At 34.0% G+C, this 15373-nt stretch carries 19 protein-coding genes; 6 read left to right on the forward strand and 13 right to left on the reverse strand.

Translation table 11 applies throughout. The features are described 5' to 3' along the window. Positions 1-46: 46 nt before the first annotated feature. A complete protein-coding gene (locus tag NEF87_RS08590) occupies positions 47-1456 on the reverse strand; it encodes an MFS transporter (protein ID WP_457919465.1) in 1410 nt (469 codons plus the stop codon). 85 nt (positions 1457-1541) lie between these two features. Here NEF87_RS08590 and NEF87_RS08595 point away from each other — a divergent pair, with 85 nt between their 5' ends. Beyond that, on the forward strand, positions 1542-2231 hold the full coding sequence (locus NEF87_RS08595; RefSeq protein WP_457919466.1) for an NUDIX hydrolase: 690 nt from the start codon (positions 1542-1544) through the stop codon (positions 2229-2231). 32 nt (positions 2232-2263) lie between these two features. On the opposite strand, the gene NEF87_RS08600 is transcribed toward NEF87_RS08595, so the two are convergent. Then, a complete protein-coding gene (locus NEF87_RS08600; protein WP_457919467.1) occupies positions 2264-2935 on the reverse strand; it encodes a hypothetical protein in 672 nt (223 codons plus the stop codon). 207 nt (positions 2936-3142) lie between these two features. On the opposite strand from NEF87_RS08600, the gene NEF87_RS08605 reads away from it, so the two are divergent. The 3 genes from NEF87_RS08605 (at position 3143) to NEF87_RS08615 (ending at position 4190) form a co-directional block, all read left to right on the forward strand. Continuing rightward, a complete protein-coding gene (locus NEF87_RS08605) occupies positions 3143-3445 on the forward strand; it encodes a DUF211 domain-containing protein (protein WP_371806047.1) in 303 nt (100 codons plus the stop codon). Positions 3446-3624: 179 nt separating this feature from the next. Continuing rightward, positions 3625-3780, forward strand: coding sequence for a hypothetical protein (locus NEF87_RS08610; RefSeq protein WP_371806048.1), 156 nt, complete (start codon positions 3625-3627; stop codon positions 3778-3780). A gap of 170 nt (positions 3781-3950) precedes the next feature. Beyond that, on the forward strand, positions 3951-4190 hold the full coding sequence (locus tag NEF87_RS08615; protein WP_371806049.1) for a hypothetical protein: 240 nt from the start codon (positions 3951-3953) through the stop codon (positions 4188-4190). Between the two features lie 19 nt (positions 4191-4209). Here the strand turns inward: NEF87_RS08615 and NEF87_RS08620 are convergent, their stop codons facing one another. Together NEF87_RS08620 and NEF87_RS08625 are read right to left on the reverse strand one after the other, a co-directional pair. Then, the gene (locus tag NEF87_RS08620) at positions 4210-4899 is read right to left on the reverse strand and encodes an HAD family hydrolase (RefSeq protein WP_457919468.1); all 690 of its coding nucleotides are present in this window, start codon (positions 4897-4899) and stop codon (positions 4210-4212) included. Positions 4900-4911: 12 nt separating this feature from the next. Further along, on the reverse strand, positions 4912-6066 hold the full coding sequence (locus NEF87_RS08625; protein WP_457919469.1) for a M20 family metallopeptidase: 1155 nt from the start codon (positions 6064-6066) through the stop codon (positions 4912-4914). 113 nt (positions 6067-6179) lie between these two features. Between NEF87_RS08625 and NEF87_RS08630 the strand changes: the two genes are divergently transcribed. After that, complete coding sequence (locus NEF87_RS08630; RefSeq protein ID WP_457919470.1) at positions 6180-7061, forward strand: glycerophosphodiester phosphodiesterase; 882 nt, start codon at positions 6180-6182, stop codon at positions 7059-7061. A gap of 63 nt (positions 7062-7124) precedes the next feature. On the opposite strand, the gene NEF87_RS08635 is transcribed toward NEF87_RS08630, so the two are convergent. The 4 genes from NEF87_RS08635 to NEF87_RS08650 form a co-directional block, all read right to left on the reverse strand. Beyond that, positions 7125-8039, reverse strand: coding sequence for a hypothetical protein (locus NEF87_RS08635; protein ID WP_457919471.1), 915 nt, complete (start codon positions 8037-8039; stop codon positions 7125-7127). Continuing rightward, on the reverse strand, positions 8032-9036 hold the full coding sequence (locus tag NEF87_RS08640; protein ID WP_457919472.1) for a hypothetical protein: 1005 nt from the start codon (positions 9034-9036) through the stop codon (positions 8032-8034). Before NEF87_RS08640 ends, NEF87_RS08635 begins: the two co-directional genes overlap by 8 nt. Further along, a complete protein-coding gene (locus NEF87_RS08645) occupies positions 9033-9425 on the reverse strand; it encodes a PadR family transcriptional regulator (protein ID WP_371806844.1) in 393 nt (130 codons plus the stop codon). The genes NEF87_RS08640 and NEF87_RS08645 overlap by 4 nt, the downstream gene beginning before the upstream one ends. Positions 9426-9869: 444 nt before the next feature. Next, a complete protein-coding gene (locus tag NEF87_RS08650; protein WP_371806055.1) occupies positions 9870-10079 on the reverse strand; it encodes a hypothetical protein in 210 nt (69 codons plus the stop codon). Positions 10080-10301: 222 nt separating this feature from the next. On the opposite strand from NEF87_RS08650, the gene NEF87_RS08655 reads away from it, so the two are divergent. Further along, positions 10302-11012, forward strand: a complete 711-nt coding sequence (locus tag NEF87_RS08655; protein WP_457919473.1) for a hypothetical protein — start codon at positions 10302-10304, stop codon at positions 11010-11012. Here NEF87_RS08655 and NEF87_RS08660 read toward each other — a convergent pair. From NEF87_RS08660 to NEF87_RS08680, 5 genes are all read right to left on the reverse strand, one after another. After that, positions 10948-12192: a hypothetical protein gene (locus NEF87_RS08660; protein WP_457919474.1), complete on the reverse strand. Its 1245-nt coding sequence runs from the start codon at positions 12190-12192 to the stop codon at positions 10948-10950. The genes NEF87_RS08655 and NEF87_RS08660 overlap by 65 nt on opposite strands. 316 nt (positions 12193-12508) lie before the next feature. After that, positions 12509-12673: a hypothetical protein gene (locus NEF87_RS08665; protein ID WP_371806058.1), complete on the reverse strand. Its 165-nt coding sequence runs from the start codon at positions 12671-12673 to the stop codon at positions 12509-12511. Between the two features lie 29 nt (positions 12674-12702). Beyond that, positions 12703-12894: a hypothetical protein gene (locus tag NEF87_RS08670; RefSeq protein WP_371806059.1), complete on the reverse strand. Its 192-nt coding sequence runs from the start codon at positions 12892-12894 to the stop codon at positions 12703-12705. 6 nt (positions 12895-12900) lie between these two features. Further along, positions 12901-14034 carry an SPFH domain-containing protein gene (locus NEF87_RS08675; RefSeq protein ID WP_457919475.1) on the reverse strand — a complete coding sequence of 378 codons (1134 nt, stop codon included), beginning with the start codon at positions 14032-14034 and terminating at the stop codon, positions 12901-12903. 74 nt (positions 14035-14108) lie between these two features. Next, entirely contained in the window at positions 14109-15122 is a 1014-nt protein-coding gene (locus NEF87_RS08680) for a hypothetical protein (protein ID WP_457919476.1), read from the reverse strand. Positions 15123-15373: the final 251 nt, after the last annotated feature.

The raw sequence follows: 15373 nt of genomic DNA on the forward strand, positions 1-15373 counted from the left end.
ATTAAGTAAAAGAAAAAAACGTTCTATGTAAATTTTCGTTTCAACATCAAGACATTTGTTTCAATTGAACATATTTCTTTTCATGCATCTGCAATACTTTATCATTTACATCTTCCAAGTATTTTCCTCTAAGGGGATAAAATTGTAAAATTATGGCTTCTAAAAGCATACAAATCCCCGGTATCAACCCTATGAAAATTCGAATGTTTGTAATCGCTTGGAAAGGTTGAAATTGAGAAACACCATCCACTTGTTTCACAAAGTTAGCCATACTTAATAGACCCGTAACAATAACTACTGCAATGGATTGAGCCGGTTTGGTCAACAAGGCATTTACACCAAAGAACATAGCCTCACGTCTTACCCCACATTTCATCTCATCTTCATCCGACACTTGAGCAAAAAGGATATTGGTTAAAACTTGTGGACCAGCTAATCCAAACCCGGCAATAAACAAACACGGATACATAATTATATTTGGTACAAAGGTGAGTAAAATTAAGGGAATTCCCGCAATAAGGGCGAAAACTTGCTGAGTCTGAACATATCCTAATTTTTTAGCAATTGGATTGATCACAATCACCCCAATTATAATTCCTACAAAGAGAGGAACTAAAGTTAAAGTATGATCTGCACCCAAAACATAGACTGATAAATAAATTAACGAACCCAGTAATAAGGATGACATTAGTATCGACATGAAATTACCCGCAACTAAGATTAAGAAGGATTTACTCTTAAATGTCAGTTTAATAGATTCCAAAAGAGGAACAGGTGCATCTATTTTTGTAAATTCAGGCCTTTCCTTAATCGCATACGTTGTGATCATCGTGAAAAAAGCACCAAACACAGCGATGACAATTACAAATAAATAGAAGGATTGAGGATCTCCTTGTTCCATTTTCGTTGCAAAAATTCCCGGAATTAGAGATCCAATAATCGTTCCTAAAAGCCCGAACAGTGAGGAAATAGTTGAAAGTTGTCCTCGTATATTATTATCTTCAGTTATTTCAGGTAATAATGCAGAATAAACTAACCCAATAATAGTATACGCCGAATCATACAATAGGATTCCAATTAACATCCAAATAAAAACACCCACTTCACTCAAACTACTTGGAACTAGCCACAACGCAATAAATGTCAAAGCAAGAAATGGAGCAGTATAGCGCATAAAAGGAATGCGCCGTCCTTTTTTGGAACGGGAATTATCGGATAAGAAACCAAAAAGGGGATCATTAAATGCATTCCAAATTGCATAAATTAATTGCCCCCAGTACATGAAATTTTCACCTAAACCCATATAATCCTGATAAAAAAACAGATATAATCCCGCATAGGTATTAGAAATAATGGCAGTCCCCAAAGAAGCGATTCCCCATCCAATTTTTTTCATTGGAGTAAAAATTTGACGAGATGAATCAGTCTCTAAATCATTGTTTGTTGAGTGGCTCATTTTTTTAGTCAAATCAATATCTTTTGAAGTTATAAATAAAGTTTTAACAAAAAATAAGTGAAATGTGTCGTTATAAAGAACACTAATGAGTATTCCAAATACCGAATTATATAGTCAAATTAAGAAAAAACTAACCAAATTTAAACCTAAAATCATATCACTTCCAGAGTTTAAACAATCTGCAGTTTTAATGTTATTAATACCTGTAAAAAATAGTTTTCATCTCGTTTTCACAACTCGCTCAAGACATATTCATTCTCATCAAGGGCAGATGAGCTTTCCAGGAGGAAGATTTGATTCTAGCTATGATGATGATCTGCAAGAGACGGCTTTACGGGAAACTGGGGAAGAAATTGGGGTAAATTCTAATCATATCGAAATTATTGGGCAGTTAAATGATCTTCCTATCACCTCAGGGTATATTATTTCTCCCTTTGTGGGGCTATATCAAGGAGAAATTCCAGTCACCTATTCTCTGAATCCAGTAGAAGTAGCAGATTTAGTTGAAATACCAATTGATTTTTTCCTTCAACAACCATTGTTTCAAGATAAAATAGATTTTGAATTTACGTATCAAGGATTTAAAGCAATGTCCATTTTTGTTGATTATATAAATCCAAAAAACAAAAAAACCTACCATATTTGGGGTGCTACTGCACATATTACTGCAGAGTTTTTTAAAATATGCTTCGATCACCACTTAACAAAACCAGAATATTCCCGCCCCCCCTTGGATTTGATCATAGAATATCTAAGCAATCGATCAAAACATTAAGCGAAAATAAAAAAAATTCAGAAAAATGGAGATTACTGATAATTATGAACTAATTGGGGTAAAATTAGGATTTTTCCCCATTTTTGGCCATTAACCTTCCTATTTTCATTCCATTGCTGCCCTAAAAACAATAAAGATGCACTGGTTAAAAATAATAACACTTCAGCCAGAGTGACAATTAACGCTAAGGGTAATTCTTCGTATAAAGGACTAAATTCCATGCTATAATTCATTTCAATGGAAAATTGTACCGTTTCAATATCTCCATCTATCACAAAATATGCATTCACAGTACCTTTCACAGAAAGATGTTCACCCGGTTCAATTTTAACATCTTCAATCAAATCTTGGTAGAAATATCCATAAATGGGTTTTTTTTGAGAAAAAACTTGTAACCCATCTATCGAAAAGGTCAAATCATAATCGATTAAACCTATAACATAAACATCCTCAGTTGAACGCATTTCAATCCCAATTCGGGCATACCGATAATCTTCTTCGGAATTTTCTAAGTAATTTTCAAGAACAAGATTAGCTTCTCCATAATCGAATTCTTTGGTAAATACTTGGATATCATCAGCCCGTGAAACCATATTCACTTGCGATTGCCCAAACATGGCCAAATTAAGAAGAGTCAAAACCACTAAAACCCCCAGACTGCTGCTGATCAAAAACTTACTAAATCTACGCGATTTCTCATTCATTTTTTTTTCACAAATCTTAAACTCTTTTTCAATACTTTTCGATCAAAAGCTTTCTATTTATAGATGCTATTGTAGTAAAAATTCTTGAATCAAAAACAAGTTCTCTGAAACTCGACCCCTTAATTCGATTAATTTAAGGAAAATAAAGTGTCGGCATTTTTTGGAAGCTATTTCAAAATTTAAATTCAATCCTTCATAGATATTCTTATGGGTAAGAAGACTATACTCAGACTTGTTTTAGACATATTAAAAGCATATGATCCTGAAATAAATTTGGTTTGCGAAGAGCTAATTGAGAAGTGTGTTGAAAGTCATATCAGCGGAGTGAACATCACCGTTACAGCGATGGATCGTCTCACTCAAGGCGTGAAAATTGTCATTGAAGGTAGCAGTTTAGATTACGATGAAATTAATGATGTGCTCGTTTCAATGAATTGCGTGGTTCACAGTTTAGATCAATGTGTTGCTGGTGAACGCCTTGTTGAAGAAATAGACACCCCACAAGATTAGTTCGGAACATTTTTGAACATACATTTTTTTTTAGCAACATTTCTTTTTCCCTTCTTTATAGTACGACGATAATATTAGAATATTAAATCCTTTTAGATGGGGATTTTAAAATAAGATCTTTGATATAGATGAATTTTAAAATCTCGCATATTTTAAGGAAAGATAAAAACCAGACAATAATGAATAATTCAAACGTTGAAGACTTGTTTCAAAAACAAAATAAAAGACTTAATGAAGAAATTGCATCCGCACTTCTAGGAAAAGATTCCATGAAAATCCGAACGATTGCAAAGGAAATAACCAACATCTGGATTCGACAATCAAATCGAAACTAAACGAACTTTTTTCAATTTACTTTTACTTCAAATTTGACGTTTTTGTAATTTTTCTGATGAAATTTGTTCAAATTTTTTCAACTATTGATGAAAATCTTCGTAATTTGCTACGTTGAAATGTGAATCTATAAATATGTAGGCTCGATTTTATATAAAAGGGGTGTTTTTACATGAAAAATCAAGATGAAATTCGGAAAAACCAAACACGATTTTCACTAAAATCTACGTCTTTATTCAAAAATAATGAGATTAGAATTGAATCCAGTCATCAATCTGATAAGGATCAAGATCAAATTAATACCGAAATAGATGAAGCAATTCAAAATCAGGATAGAAAATCATTAAGAAGTCTTTCTAATGAATTGACTAAGCAGGCCCTAAAAAAAATGCGATCTTTCAATAAAAATTAAATAGACAATCAAATTTGACTTATTCTTCAATAAAAGATTGTAAAATTGATATTATAGAAGGTGAGGGATTTTCTTGGGGAGCTGAATGAAGAGTTTTAAATTCTTTTAGAGGATGCTTTTCTGAGATTATTGCTATTGAACGAGAGTTGACTTTGTTTGCAGTCTCTATGTCACTTGGATGATCACCAATCAAACATACATCTGAGGGTGCCAATTTCATCCGATCTAATAAAGTATGAGCATGTGCAACATGGGGTTTAGGTCTGGAAGTTCGATCCCGTCCAATAATTAAGTCCGAACTTTGAAAATAGGGAGCTAATCCCGCATTTTTTAAAGATAAAAGAGCATTAGAAGTGGTATTCAAGGTAATAATGCCAAGTTTTAATTCACTTTTTTTTGCAAATTCTAACATCTTTTCAATCCCATTAAGTGGTCTGGCTAAAAAAGATGCTTCGCGCTCAATTTCAGCAACTGAATCATCAACTTTCTTCTTGATCATCTGAATTTTTTCCGCAGAGTAGTTCAAAGAAGACTGAAAAAATTTTCCTGCTATTTCAACCATTTCTAATACAAAATTTTTTTCTGTAAATTTGGGAGGATAGCCATAACGTTCTAAGATTTCGCGTGCCCGTGCTCGAGCCAGGCTATAATCAATCTGAAAATGGATAAGAGTACCATCCATATCTAACATTAATCCTTTAAGCCCCATGAGTTTTCTTCCTTATTTGTTAACAAAATCTTCAATAATGCGCGTGTAGTAAGTAACAGCTAAATGCAATTGTGCAATAGAAATGTATTCGGGTGTTTTATGAGCTTGGTTAATGTCACCCGGCCCCAAAATTATGGTGGGAATATGATATTTCCGAAAGTACAGATCTGCTTCGGTATACGCCGGTAGATGGCCCCAAGGAGCATTATCCAATAATAATGATAACTTCAAGACTAACGGATTTTTCTCCCCATCCGGTAAATAATAAGGCCATCCAACCACCGACGACTCAAATATCACATGTGGATCAATCAATTTAGCCATCGATTTGAATCTCATCTCATCTTCCACAGGATTTTCACCAGGAACATAACGACGATCAATCGATAAAACACACTGAGCGGGTACTACGTTGGTAGCAGACCCCCCTTTGATAGTCCCAACAGAAAGTTTTGGATTTCCAATAGGTGAAGAAATTTCTTGAAGTTCTTGGAAATAATCCCGTAAATTGTGGATATATTCGGTCGCCATATATATCGCATTAATTCCTTGCTCGGGAACGCTGGAATGTGCAGCTTTTCCATTGAAGGTAACTTCATAGCGATTTATTCCTTTATGGCCAATATGTAATTGCATCATGGAAGGTTCTGCTAAAATACAATAAGAAACCCTTTTGAAGAGTTGCAAAATCTCCGGTAATTCTTCAAGGTGATCTACTCCTTGACATCCATCCTCTTCATCAACTGTGAATCCAAGAAGAATTCCTTTCTGGTTTTCTTGAAGAATTTCTTGATTTTGTTGAAGAAATTGTAAAGAAGCAACAACATATGCCGCAATACCCCCTTTCATATCACACGTACCACGCCCATAGACACGATCGTCTTTCAATTCCGCCAGATCTGAAATATTTTCATTGTATCCAGGAACAGTATCCATATGTCCAGAAAACAAAATTAATTTCGCCAATGAAGTAGGTTCCCACAATGCAAATAAATTTGTTCTTCCCGGGGAGAGTTCATGCTTTAAAAATTGAAACCCAAAAGGTTTAAGTAAATCTTCAATCACATGTCCCATTCGATCTTCATGGTTGTTTTCAGTTTCAAGTCGAACGAATTGCTGTGTTAGGGATACCACATCGGGTAAAGACAGTTCAGATCTTAAATTCATAATTAACACCATTTTTGAACCCTTATAAGAATTGATGAAATGCTTGCGACATTAGATATTACTAGAAAGTTTTATTTTTTATTAGGGCAAAATACATTCAGAGAGAAAATATCATGTGGCAAATATCACGGATTCCCTTTGTAAAAAATTATCGTCCCTTGGTTATGGCCCACCGGGGAGATAGTGCCAATGTCCCTGAAAATACCTTAGCGTCTTTTGAAGATGCCTATAAATTGAATGTCGATTGTATTGAATCCGACACCCATTTAACTAAAGATGGGCAATTTGTTTTATTCCATGATGATAAATTGGATCGCACTACCGATGGAACAGGGTTGATTGCAGATTATACGGTTGAAGAATTAAAAAAACTCGATACAGGATTTCATTTCTCGGGCACTCCCGACAATCCGCATCCATTTCGAGGAAAAGGTTATCACATCCATACAATCGATGAAATTCTCCCGACATTTCCAGATGTTCGATTCAATTTAGATATAAAGAGCAAAAATCCAAAAGCTCCAGAGTTACTCGCAAAAAAACTAGCTGATTTAGAGGTAGAAGAGCGAGTGATGGTTGGTTCATTTCATCAAGGACAGATCCGTCTCTTCCGGAAAAATTCAAAAATCCCTACTGGGGCAGGATCTCGGGAAGTTCTATCTTTTTGGCGAAAATCAAAATCTTGGATTCGTAAACACCCCGAGATAATTCAAAATAATAATCCCGTAAACCCAGATGATATTGATCGTAATCAAAAGGAGGTATTTGGGAAACTGCTTCCCTATTATGCTCTTCAAATTCCAGAAGGATACCTTTTTCTACAAATCGTGAAGCCCGAATTTGTTATCTTTGCCCATCATATGGGTATCGCAGTCCACATTTGGACAATTAATGAAGCAAAAGCTATGAAACGCTTGCTTGAGTGGGGAGTGGATGGCATTTTTACCGATCATCCTAGGATCTTGCTAGAAGTAGTTGGTTCTATTAATAAATAGCCCGATAATAAAATAAAAATAAATAAAGATGTAAAAAAACTCTACCAATTTTTTCTATATTTACTATTCAGCACCTAATTTCCAAACTACAATAATCGCTAAGAGTGTTATGCAAAAAATCGAAGCAGATATAAGTGCAAATGAGGATTCACTAATTAACCACATAAACAACATGATTCCTGACATCAAGCTAAAGGCCGCTATGAAATTTTGTTTTTTGACAATTTGGGTTTCAACAGGATATAATTTGTAGTAAATTCGATACAATGGCTTATATATTACGGTTAAAAAAATGGTTAGCAATGTAGCTGAGATTAATTGTCCTTTTCTTTCCCCTAATCGATTTTCATCAAATATTGATGCATAGATCGTTGTCAAGGAAAAATAGAATACCATCCCTGGCAGAAAAATTAATGAAATTTTTAAAATGGAATCAGTTTTCGAAACTCCAACTAGCGGTAAGATCAAAGAAAGCAAAACACATCCAATGATTACGCTAAGCAAACTAATGGAAAATAAGAATACCGGTGATATACCAGTTAAACTTAAAATCATCCCACCATCTGTTTGTGCCCCCCAAGGACTATCACGATCAATCACATCCATCAAGATTCCGATACCTTGTCCCATAAAGGATAAACCATTCCACATTAAAAAGGGAAGGTATTTCTGTTTATATGTCCGCCACATAGGAAATGCAATTAAGGTTGAACAGATAATGTCAAATAACGGCCCCATTGCATAGATTAATGTTTGCTGAGTAATGGAGAGGGATGAATAATCATCCCGAGTTTCGACAGCAGATTTTCCAAATGGGCTATAAAATAAAGTAAATTCAGTCTTCCCAAACATTTGATTCAGCAATGCATGACCATACTCATGAAAAATGATGGTTAAACAGTAACCAAATATAAAAGATATACTAAAAAAAAGAAAGGACTTCAATAAGGCGTTTTGAGTGTGTGTGTCTTTATTCATCTTTAAATTCTCCTTGATTTTGTAGATTACGAGTTTTTTGTAAGTATAAAGCTAGAATTTGATAGAGCAAGTTAACTATATTCAAAAAAAAGCACCCAAGGATCAGAATTAATACCGATTGGATATTCTGATCAGTTAACGAATTCAGATGTTCAAAATTAAGAGGGTAATAATAAAGAACTCCAGTCAAACACACCAATTTAATAATTAAATTTGCTAAACTAAAATATTGAATTGGAATGGTCCCCTTAAACCATAATGATTTGATATTGAACAGAACCATGCTAGCACTCATAATAAGAAGAGCGATAAAGCAAATAATCATATTCTCTGCAATGAAATATTGATAATTACAGCTAAAATTTGTCATGCGATCTAAAATTATTACTACAATGACAAAAAGTAAAAACATACTTGCAAGGATAAAACGAATGGTCTTCATCAATTGATTATATCCAATTGGGATCATTCTTTTACCAATATGGATATAAGCATCTTCTTTGTTTTTACTAAATATTCGTCGAATTCTTTGTTTTTGATGCTTAATTGCCTGATCATCTATAAGATAAATTAACCCAATAACAGAAATCGCAATAAGAAAAACTATAAAAGAGTTTCTTAGGATAAATCCAGGTTGAAATGCAGCAAAATTTGCAATTCGGATCAAAATATAAACAAAAGCAAGTGTGAAGACAGAAAATATCCCCCATTTTTTCTTGCTAATTTTCTTTTGTACAATAAGGGGAGAATAATCAAGTGAGGAAAGGAGATTTTCTTGTTTAAATTGGGTAACCAGATTTATAGGATCTTCCAGATCCTTCAGAGCTAATTTAAAACATTCCGAATGATCTTTTCCTGAAGATAGGCCAATATCATTTGCAAGATCCCAAATATAATCCCTTAATTCTTGGACTATCAATTTCTTATCTGAAAATTCATGCAGACCTTCTTCAATTATCTTTAAGTATTCTTTTACAGTTGTAATTTCATGGCTCATTGTAATTCCTCCGTATTTTTATTCACTTTTTGGATTATTTCATAGAAATAATCCCAATTTAGCTTCAAAATATTATAAGCGGTAAATCCTAATTCAGTTAGGAAGTAATGTTTCCTTATTGGACCTTCTTTACTTTCCCCTAACTCTGAAAAAATTAGTTTATCTTGTTCCATCCTTCGTAAAATGGCATAGAAGGTAGCATTTGAAGCATCAATTTCACCTTGAGTCTGTTCAAGGATTGATTTAGCAATCCCATATCCATAAATTCCACCAGAATTTTGAGATTGTTTGATTATATTGAGAAGAATGAATCGAAGGGAACCATTTTCAAGTTGTTTTATCTCCTTTTTGATCCAGTTCGGATAATCTTCTTTTGTTCCTAACCTAATATACTATCACCACTATTATCAATTTGATAGTAGCTAAAATAGTATAAAAACATTTGGAAAAATTAAATTTTTATAGTTTTATTAGAAAAATATGTCCAGCATAAAGACTTAAAATACACTTCCAAAAAGTAACAATGTGTTTAGATTCCGCAATATAGTCTACCCTATTTCAATTTCCACAGGTTTTCAAAGAATTTTTCTTAGTCTTTACTTATTTTTGGTGTAGCACGTATTTATTTCCTTCAATTGATTTATATCAAAACACATCGCATTGAAAAATCCATCCCCCTATAATTATTGAAAATTTCGATATTCCAAAAGATTATTATGGCTACAGTCGCCCCTATAGCGATCATAATCTGGTAGTTGCCCAAATTCTTGTTATTTAAGGCAAAATTTGAAATAAGCTAAAAGGGAAAAGTAGGGGAAATGAAGGCTTCATTATCAAATTACAAAACTTAAATCATATAAATCTTGCTCTGCTTCATTAAACGGCAAAGAAAGTTGTAGCTGTATATCCATCCCTTCTAAATCACCCAGAATTCGATAGATTTCATAATTTTCTCGAATCTGCAAAAGGAAGCAATTTTTTATTGAAAAAACGTATTTTTTAAAGAAATCTTGCAGGATAGATGCAATTTTTTGGAATTTCACAGGATTGGGCGTATACATTTCTTGTAAAGTTGTGATCTAAAATCCCTCATTTTTTTTATTTCTTACACATAATATAAAGATGGCATTCCAAATTAATTATTTCCACATCTTCCATATGTATCCTAGCGATTAAAAATCATCCCGCCATGACTTTTCTAAATTCTTCAAATTCATATTTTTTATAATCTTTAAGAGCGATAGTAAACACAGGGAAGGATTACAATGAAACTGAAGGATTTCTTAGGGGGAAATTTCGATCATGCTTTTTGGAAAAACCGCTTATGCCCTGTTTTGATTGGTCAATTTTTAGGGACACTTTTAATAGCGTGGGCACTCCGACCAATATGGGTTGATGATAGCTGGCGTTACATTCCATTTCAAAATTATATTAGTGGATTGGGAGGGGGACGCATGGAAGGGAATATTGGAGCATGGGTCTTTTTATTTGGATTTTGTGCCTTTCCCATAATAGGAACAGGCTGGAACTCGTATCTTTATCGACAATTTTCGAAAGTTTCGAAAATTTATGCGGCAATTCTCTGGGTTACTTTTGAATTGAGCATGATTTGTGTTGCTTTCGTAGGTATTTTTGATGGTGTATGGCCGAATCCCAATATATCAGGATTCATGCATTTTATTGGAGCAACATTTTCGTTTATGGGACATACTATTTCAGCAGTTCTCGTGTTTATCGCAATCTCCATTATTTATTGGAAAACTCCAAGTGAATCCCGACATATGCATCACCCATTGAAATTTGCACTCGTAATTGTGGAACTTGTTGGCGTTTATCTTTTATTCAGCGCTTTTGGAGGCCCTACGTGGCAATGGTTAATTATGCTCTCCCTTAATGTATTTTTACTTGCCATTAGTCGCCTTTTTCCAGAAGATTTGTCCTTCCCCACTCAAAAAATAATTGCTGAAGAATCATGATCTCATAAAAACTTATTTTTTTTTTACTTTGATGCGAACCTAATTCCCAATCTAGAAAATGAGCATCAAGATCGGATAAATAATCATTCATGCGATTTAACGAGATGGTTTCACCTCTCATCTCAAATGATACTTTTTCTTTCCAAATTTCGAGATTATTTTGTAGTTGTTTTTCGGTTATTCCAAGGCTTTCTGCGACCAATTCAACGTCAATATTATGAGATAACACCAAAATGGAACAAAATTTTTGAAATACAACAGGATCGTGAGGATCTATCTTCTTTTTTTGATTTTGATTCTCCTTATCACGTTTTTTTCCATTCGTTCTTACTTGAGATTTCTTAAAAAACCTTTTTCCTTTAACAGAAATAACAAGCAAGGCAACAATAATTCCAACAATGATCGGTACACTGCTTTCATTAAAAAAAGGTAACGATTCAACTATTTCTGAAGAATTTGAAGGTATAACAATATCAGATAATTCTGTAAATTCACTGGAGAAGAAAGTTTTTTGAATATTACTGAGTCTAAATTCATCATAGTCACCGAATGCTGTTGGTGGATCAAAATCCTTTTTTATAACACCAAGCCCGTAATACCGAGCAGTAGTAAGCAAAATTGATGTAATTTTTTCATCTAATATTAATTGATTTCCATTTACCCAAATTCCAATACCGTTTGATCCCCACGAACATGCAATATGATAAATTTTATCATCTTCCAAAATAATTGGCGCAATGACCTTTTTATAAACATTTCCACTATAATATCCCACAACTAAAGCACCTTCTGGTCGATAAAATAGAGAAAGGGCTATTTCGGATTCAGTCAAAATTTGGAAAATGTAAGTATTAGAATAAGGTGAAAGCCCTGTTGGTCGAAATAAACATTCTATTGTTCCTTCCGGAATTGATTTTTCAAGATCCCAATATAGAGTAGCATCCCAATTTAGACTAAGAGAAGTAGTCCCACTTAGTGCAAGTGGTGTCATATAGGACCAAGTCCCTCTTATAACGCCATTTTTATCCATAGAGTCAAAATTATCATTTTCCATGTTACAATATAGGATCGTGTTGTTATCTGCAGATTGAGGTGGATTAAAGACCGATGTTGGATACGAAGCATCATTATTTGTTGGAAAAAGGGAGATATTGTTTAAATAGCTTATTCCAAAGATCAAAAATAGGAGAATTTTCTCTTTTCTTTTTGATTTTGAAAAAATCATTATGATACAATTGAAGCAAGATGCATTTATTTATTTTTGGAGATAATAAAGAAAGCGTATTAAACACAGGATTCTTTCAGAAAGCGGTAATTTTTTGCCTTTTTGAAGAAATTTTTTTAAGTAAAGAAAGAAAAAAAAGAAATGTCTCCGAAGAGACACTCCAACCTTGACAGAAGTCTCAGTTTTGTGGGTTTTTGGGTTGGGTTGTATATATAGGGTTGAGATATGGGTCTTTTTTTAGTTGAGTGATTAAAATGGTTGGTTGAAAGGATTAGGAAGGAGGAGATTTCTGAAAGATATAACCATGCAATTTATAATTTCCTTCGGTATATACAGTGACAAAATCCCAGCCTTGGGCTTGAAATTGGGAGATAGTTGCAATAATAGCAGTTCTATCAGCAGTTGCAGTCATGAAATGACAAAGAGTTCGGATCATGGTGGTTTCCTCAGATTTGATAAAAAAAACTATTGAGAGACAATTTTGGGTTTTGTAAAAACGTATCCAACTGTATTTTTGAGATGTTCTGGTACAATGCATTGTTGAAATTTCCAGCCCATAGTTTCTATGTTTTGAATGATTGTGGATTTTTTCTGATCCTTTTGTAATGAATACTCATAATAAATGAATTTGGATTGATCGGAAGCGTTCTTAGTCATCTTGTTTTAAACGGCTCCGATTTTTTTCAATGAATCCATAATAGGCTTTTTATTTGATTTTGCTCCTTCATTCAGCTGTTTGTTAAATTCAGGAAGAATTTGTAATAAAGGAAGAACGGATTGGATGATGCCATTGAACCCTTGGTTTCCTTCCCCCATTACAATCATTTTATCTGGGCTAAGATGCGAGAAGACTTCAGGTAATTGTTCAATAAGTTTCAAAGACATAAATTGTTCTCCGGCAGAACTTAAAGCATCGACTTGCTTTTGAATTCCCTCAGCTTCGGCAGCCATTTTTATACGAATTCCTTCAGCATCAGCTTGAAATTCCGCTAAACGCCTAAGTTTAATTGCCTCGGCATCGGCTTCAGCTCGGATTAAGATGGACTTCTTATAACTTTCGGCTTCAATTTCTGCCCTTCGCATTTCACGTTCTTGGATTTGAATAGCTAACTCTTTATTAGCTAGATCCGCTTGGCGTTGAACATCAATTTCTTTTAACTTGTAAATTTCTGCCGAGGTGGCAGCAGACATTTTGGCTTTTTGCTTTTCCTGCACTTTTTTGACTGCTTCCATGTTGTCCTTTAGATCCGCATCCAAGACTTGAGCTTCAATAATTTCTAAACTTTCAATCACAATACCCCAATCTTTGGTTAAGTTGAGAAGTTGGTCAGAAATCATTTTAATAATTTCAGTACGATCACACAAGATTTTTTCAATAGTGAGGCTTGCACAAGTCGTTCTGATAATTGCTTCAGTTGCAGTGCTCAAAACGCGCTCAACATAATCGTTTGAATTGCGATCCCAGACAACAGCATTAAAGGCAATTGAAGGATCTGAAACTCGCCAATATAAAATTGCAGAAATTTTTACATCTTGATACTCACGGGATAAGATTTTTTCCGAAGAATTCAAGAGAGTTTTGCGTGTTGTGGTGGGGATTACAATGATTTCATCAATTAAAGGAGCCTTGATGATTTTTCCCCCACGACCTGCTGACTTAACAACCCCATTTCGTAGATGGATTACATATTCGTTTGTCTTAAACTTACGGTATCGACTTGCTATAAATAACGCAAAGACGACAATTGTCGCAACAATTCCAGCCACAATTGCGACTATTCCAGGATTTAATGCCATAATTTTGATTTTTCTCCGATTAGAGTAATTTATTTTTTATTTCTAATATATTAATTTGATTTATTAAAAAAAAATCAGCGTTGGCGTGAAATCGTCGCTTGATGAAAATTGCTGATTTTTGAGATAGATGATTTGTTTTCATTTTTTTTTCCTTTCTTAGCATAAGAGAGTTTTACATTTTGAGCATTGGAATCAACATAATACATTCCATTTTCGTAAGCACAAATATACACGGTGTCACCAGGATAAAAATATGATAAAGGAAAAAGCGATTGGGCACCAATTTGTTGAACTGATTCAGTTGTTCTTAGCGAAATAACCCCCCCATTTTGATCCACAGCAATCTTTACCAATGCTTCTCGACCCAAAAGTTCATTTTGTACGCGAACCCGGTATGTACGATTTTTTGCAAGACTTTCATACCCTTTACTCACGATCTTGGTTATACCCACAGGTACGAGTAAAACAACAATGAGCCAGATTATCTTTAGAGAAATTAGATTATAGGTAAAAGTTCCCATAGTTCCAAACCAAAGTAGATATAAGGAAAAGACCAAGGAAGTTGGGGTGTTGGTAGAATAATTCACCATATCAGACACTGAACCAGCTGACCCTACATCCATATCCAAACCTAACTCTGAATCAGAGTTAAAACCATCATCATTCTCAAGATGAGTATCATGATCAACATCCGAGCCATGATCAAAACTATCGTGATCAATATCCGAGCCATGATCAAAACTATCGTGATCAATATCCGAGCCATGATCAAAACTATCGTGATCAATATCTGAGCCATGATCAAAACTATCGTGATCAATATCTGAGCCATGATCAAAACTATCGTGATCAATATCTGAGCCATGATCAAAACTATCGTGATCTATATCAGAATCGTGATCAAGATGGGTCCCGTGATCTGTTTCAACACTTGAATCTACTTCAGAATCCATCTCAGAATGTTCTATTGAATCCGAAGAAGAATTTGATAAATTAGATGCAGACAGAATCATCAGCAGGAGAGTCAAGATTACACCCATAATGAGCGCCCCCACACAAATTGAATAGATTATTTCATGCCATATCATATAGTTTTTACCTAAATACCACTGTATTTTTATTTACGCTGATTTTTGTCTCCTACGACGAAAACCCATGTAAGATAGAGAGAATTTCTCTCTAATTGATATATAGCACACCGATGAAATAAACGATATCCTATGTAATAATATGATTACAAAGGCATCCATATGATTGAAAATTGATCTGATGGTTCATTTGGTGAAATTCAGAAACATTCAATTCCTTCAGAATTCTAAACATTTTATTACATCTCTTT

Origin of the sequence: Candidatus Lokiarchaeum ossiferum (genome assembly GCA_025839675.1) — an archaeon.
Taxonomy (GTDB): Archaea; Asgardarchaeota; Lokiarchaeia; order Sigyniarchaeales; family Promethearchaeaceae; genus Lokiarchaeum; species Lokiarchaeum ossiferum.

Coding starts and splice junctions, on each gene's coding strand:
- NEF87_RS08590 (WP_457919465.1), bottom strand. CDS start 1,456: ATGAGCCACTCAACAAACAATGATTTAGAGACTGATTCATCTCGTCAA.
- NEF87_RS08595 (WP_457919466.1), top strand. CDS start 1,542: ATGAGTATTCCAAATACCGAATTATATAGTCAAATTAAGAAAAAACTA.
- NEF87_RS08600 (WP_457919467.1), bottom strand. CDS start 2,935: ATGAATGAGAAATCGCGTAGATTTAGTAAGTTTTTGATCAGCAGCAGT.
- NEF87_RS08605 (WP_371806047.1), top strand. CDS start 3,143: ATGGGTAAGAAGACTATACTCAGACTTGTTTTAGACATATTAAAAGCA.
- NEF87_RS08610 (WP_371806048.1), top strand. CDS start 3,625: ATGAATAATTCAAACGTTGAAGACTTGTTTCAAAAACAAAATAAAAGA.
- NEF87_RS08615 (WP_371806049.1), top strand. CDS start 3,951: ATGAAAAATCAAGATGAAATTCGGAAAAACCAAACACGATTTTCACTA.
- NEF87_RS08620 (WP_457919468.1), bottom strand. CDS start 4,899: ATGGGGCTTAAAGGATTAATGTTAGATATGGATGGTACTCTTATCCAT.
- NEF87_RS08625 (WP_457919469.1), bottom strand. CDS start 6,066: ATGAATTTAAGATCTGAACTGTCTTTACCCGATGTGGTATCCCTAACA.
- NEF87_RS08630 (WP_457919470.1), top strand. CDS start 6,180: ATGTGGCAAATATCACGGATTCCCTTTGTAAAAAATTATCGTCCCTTG.
- NEF87_RS08635 (WP_457919471.1), bottom strand. CDS start 8,039: ATGAATAAAGACACACACACTCAAAACGCCTTATTGAAGTCCTTTCTT.
- NEF87_RS08640 (WP_457919472.1), bottom strand. CDS start 9,036: ATGAGCCATGAAATTACAACTGTAAAAGAATACTTAAAGATAATTGAA.
- NEF87_RS08655 (WP_457919473.1), top strand. CDS start 10,302: ATGAAACTGAAGGATTTCTTAGGGGGAAATTTCGATCATGCTTTTTGG.
- NEF87_RS08665 (WP_371806058.1), bottom strand. CDS start 12,673: ATGATCCGAACTCTTTGTCATTTCATGACTGCAACTGCTGATAGAACT.
- NEF87_RS08670 (WP_371806059.1), bottom strand. CDS start 12,894: ATGACTAAGAACGCTTCCGATCAATCCAAATTCATTTATTATGAGTAT.
- NEF87_RS08675 (WP_457919475.1), bottom strand. CDS start 14,034: ATGGCATTAAATCCTGGAATAGTCGCAATTGTGGCTGGAATTGTTGCG.
- NEF87_RS08680 (WP_457919476.1), bottom strand. CDS start 15,122: ATGATATGGCATGAAATAATCTATTCAATTTGTGTGGGGGCGCTCATT.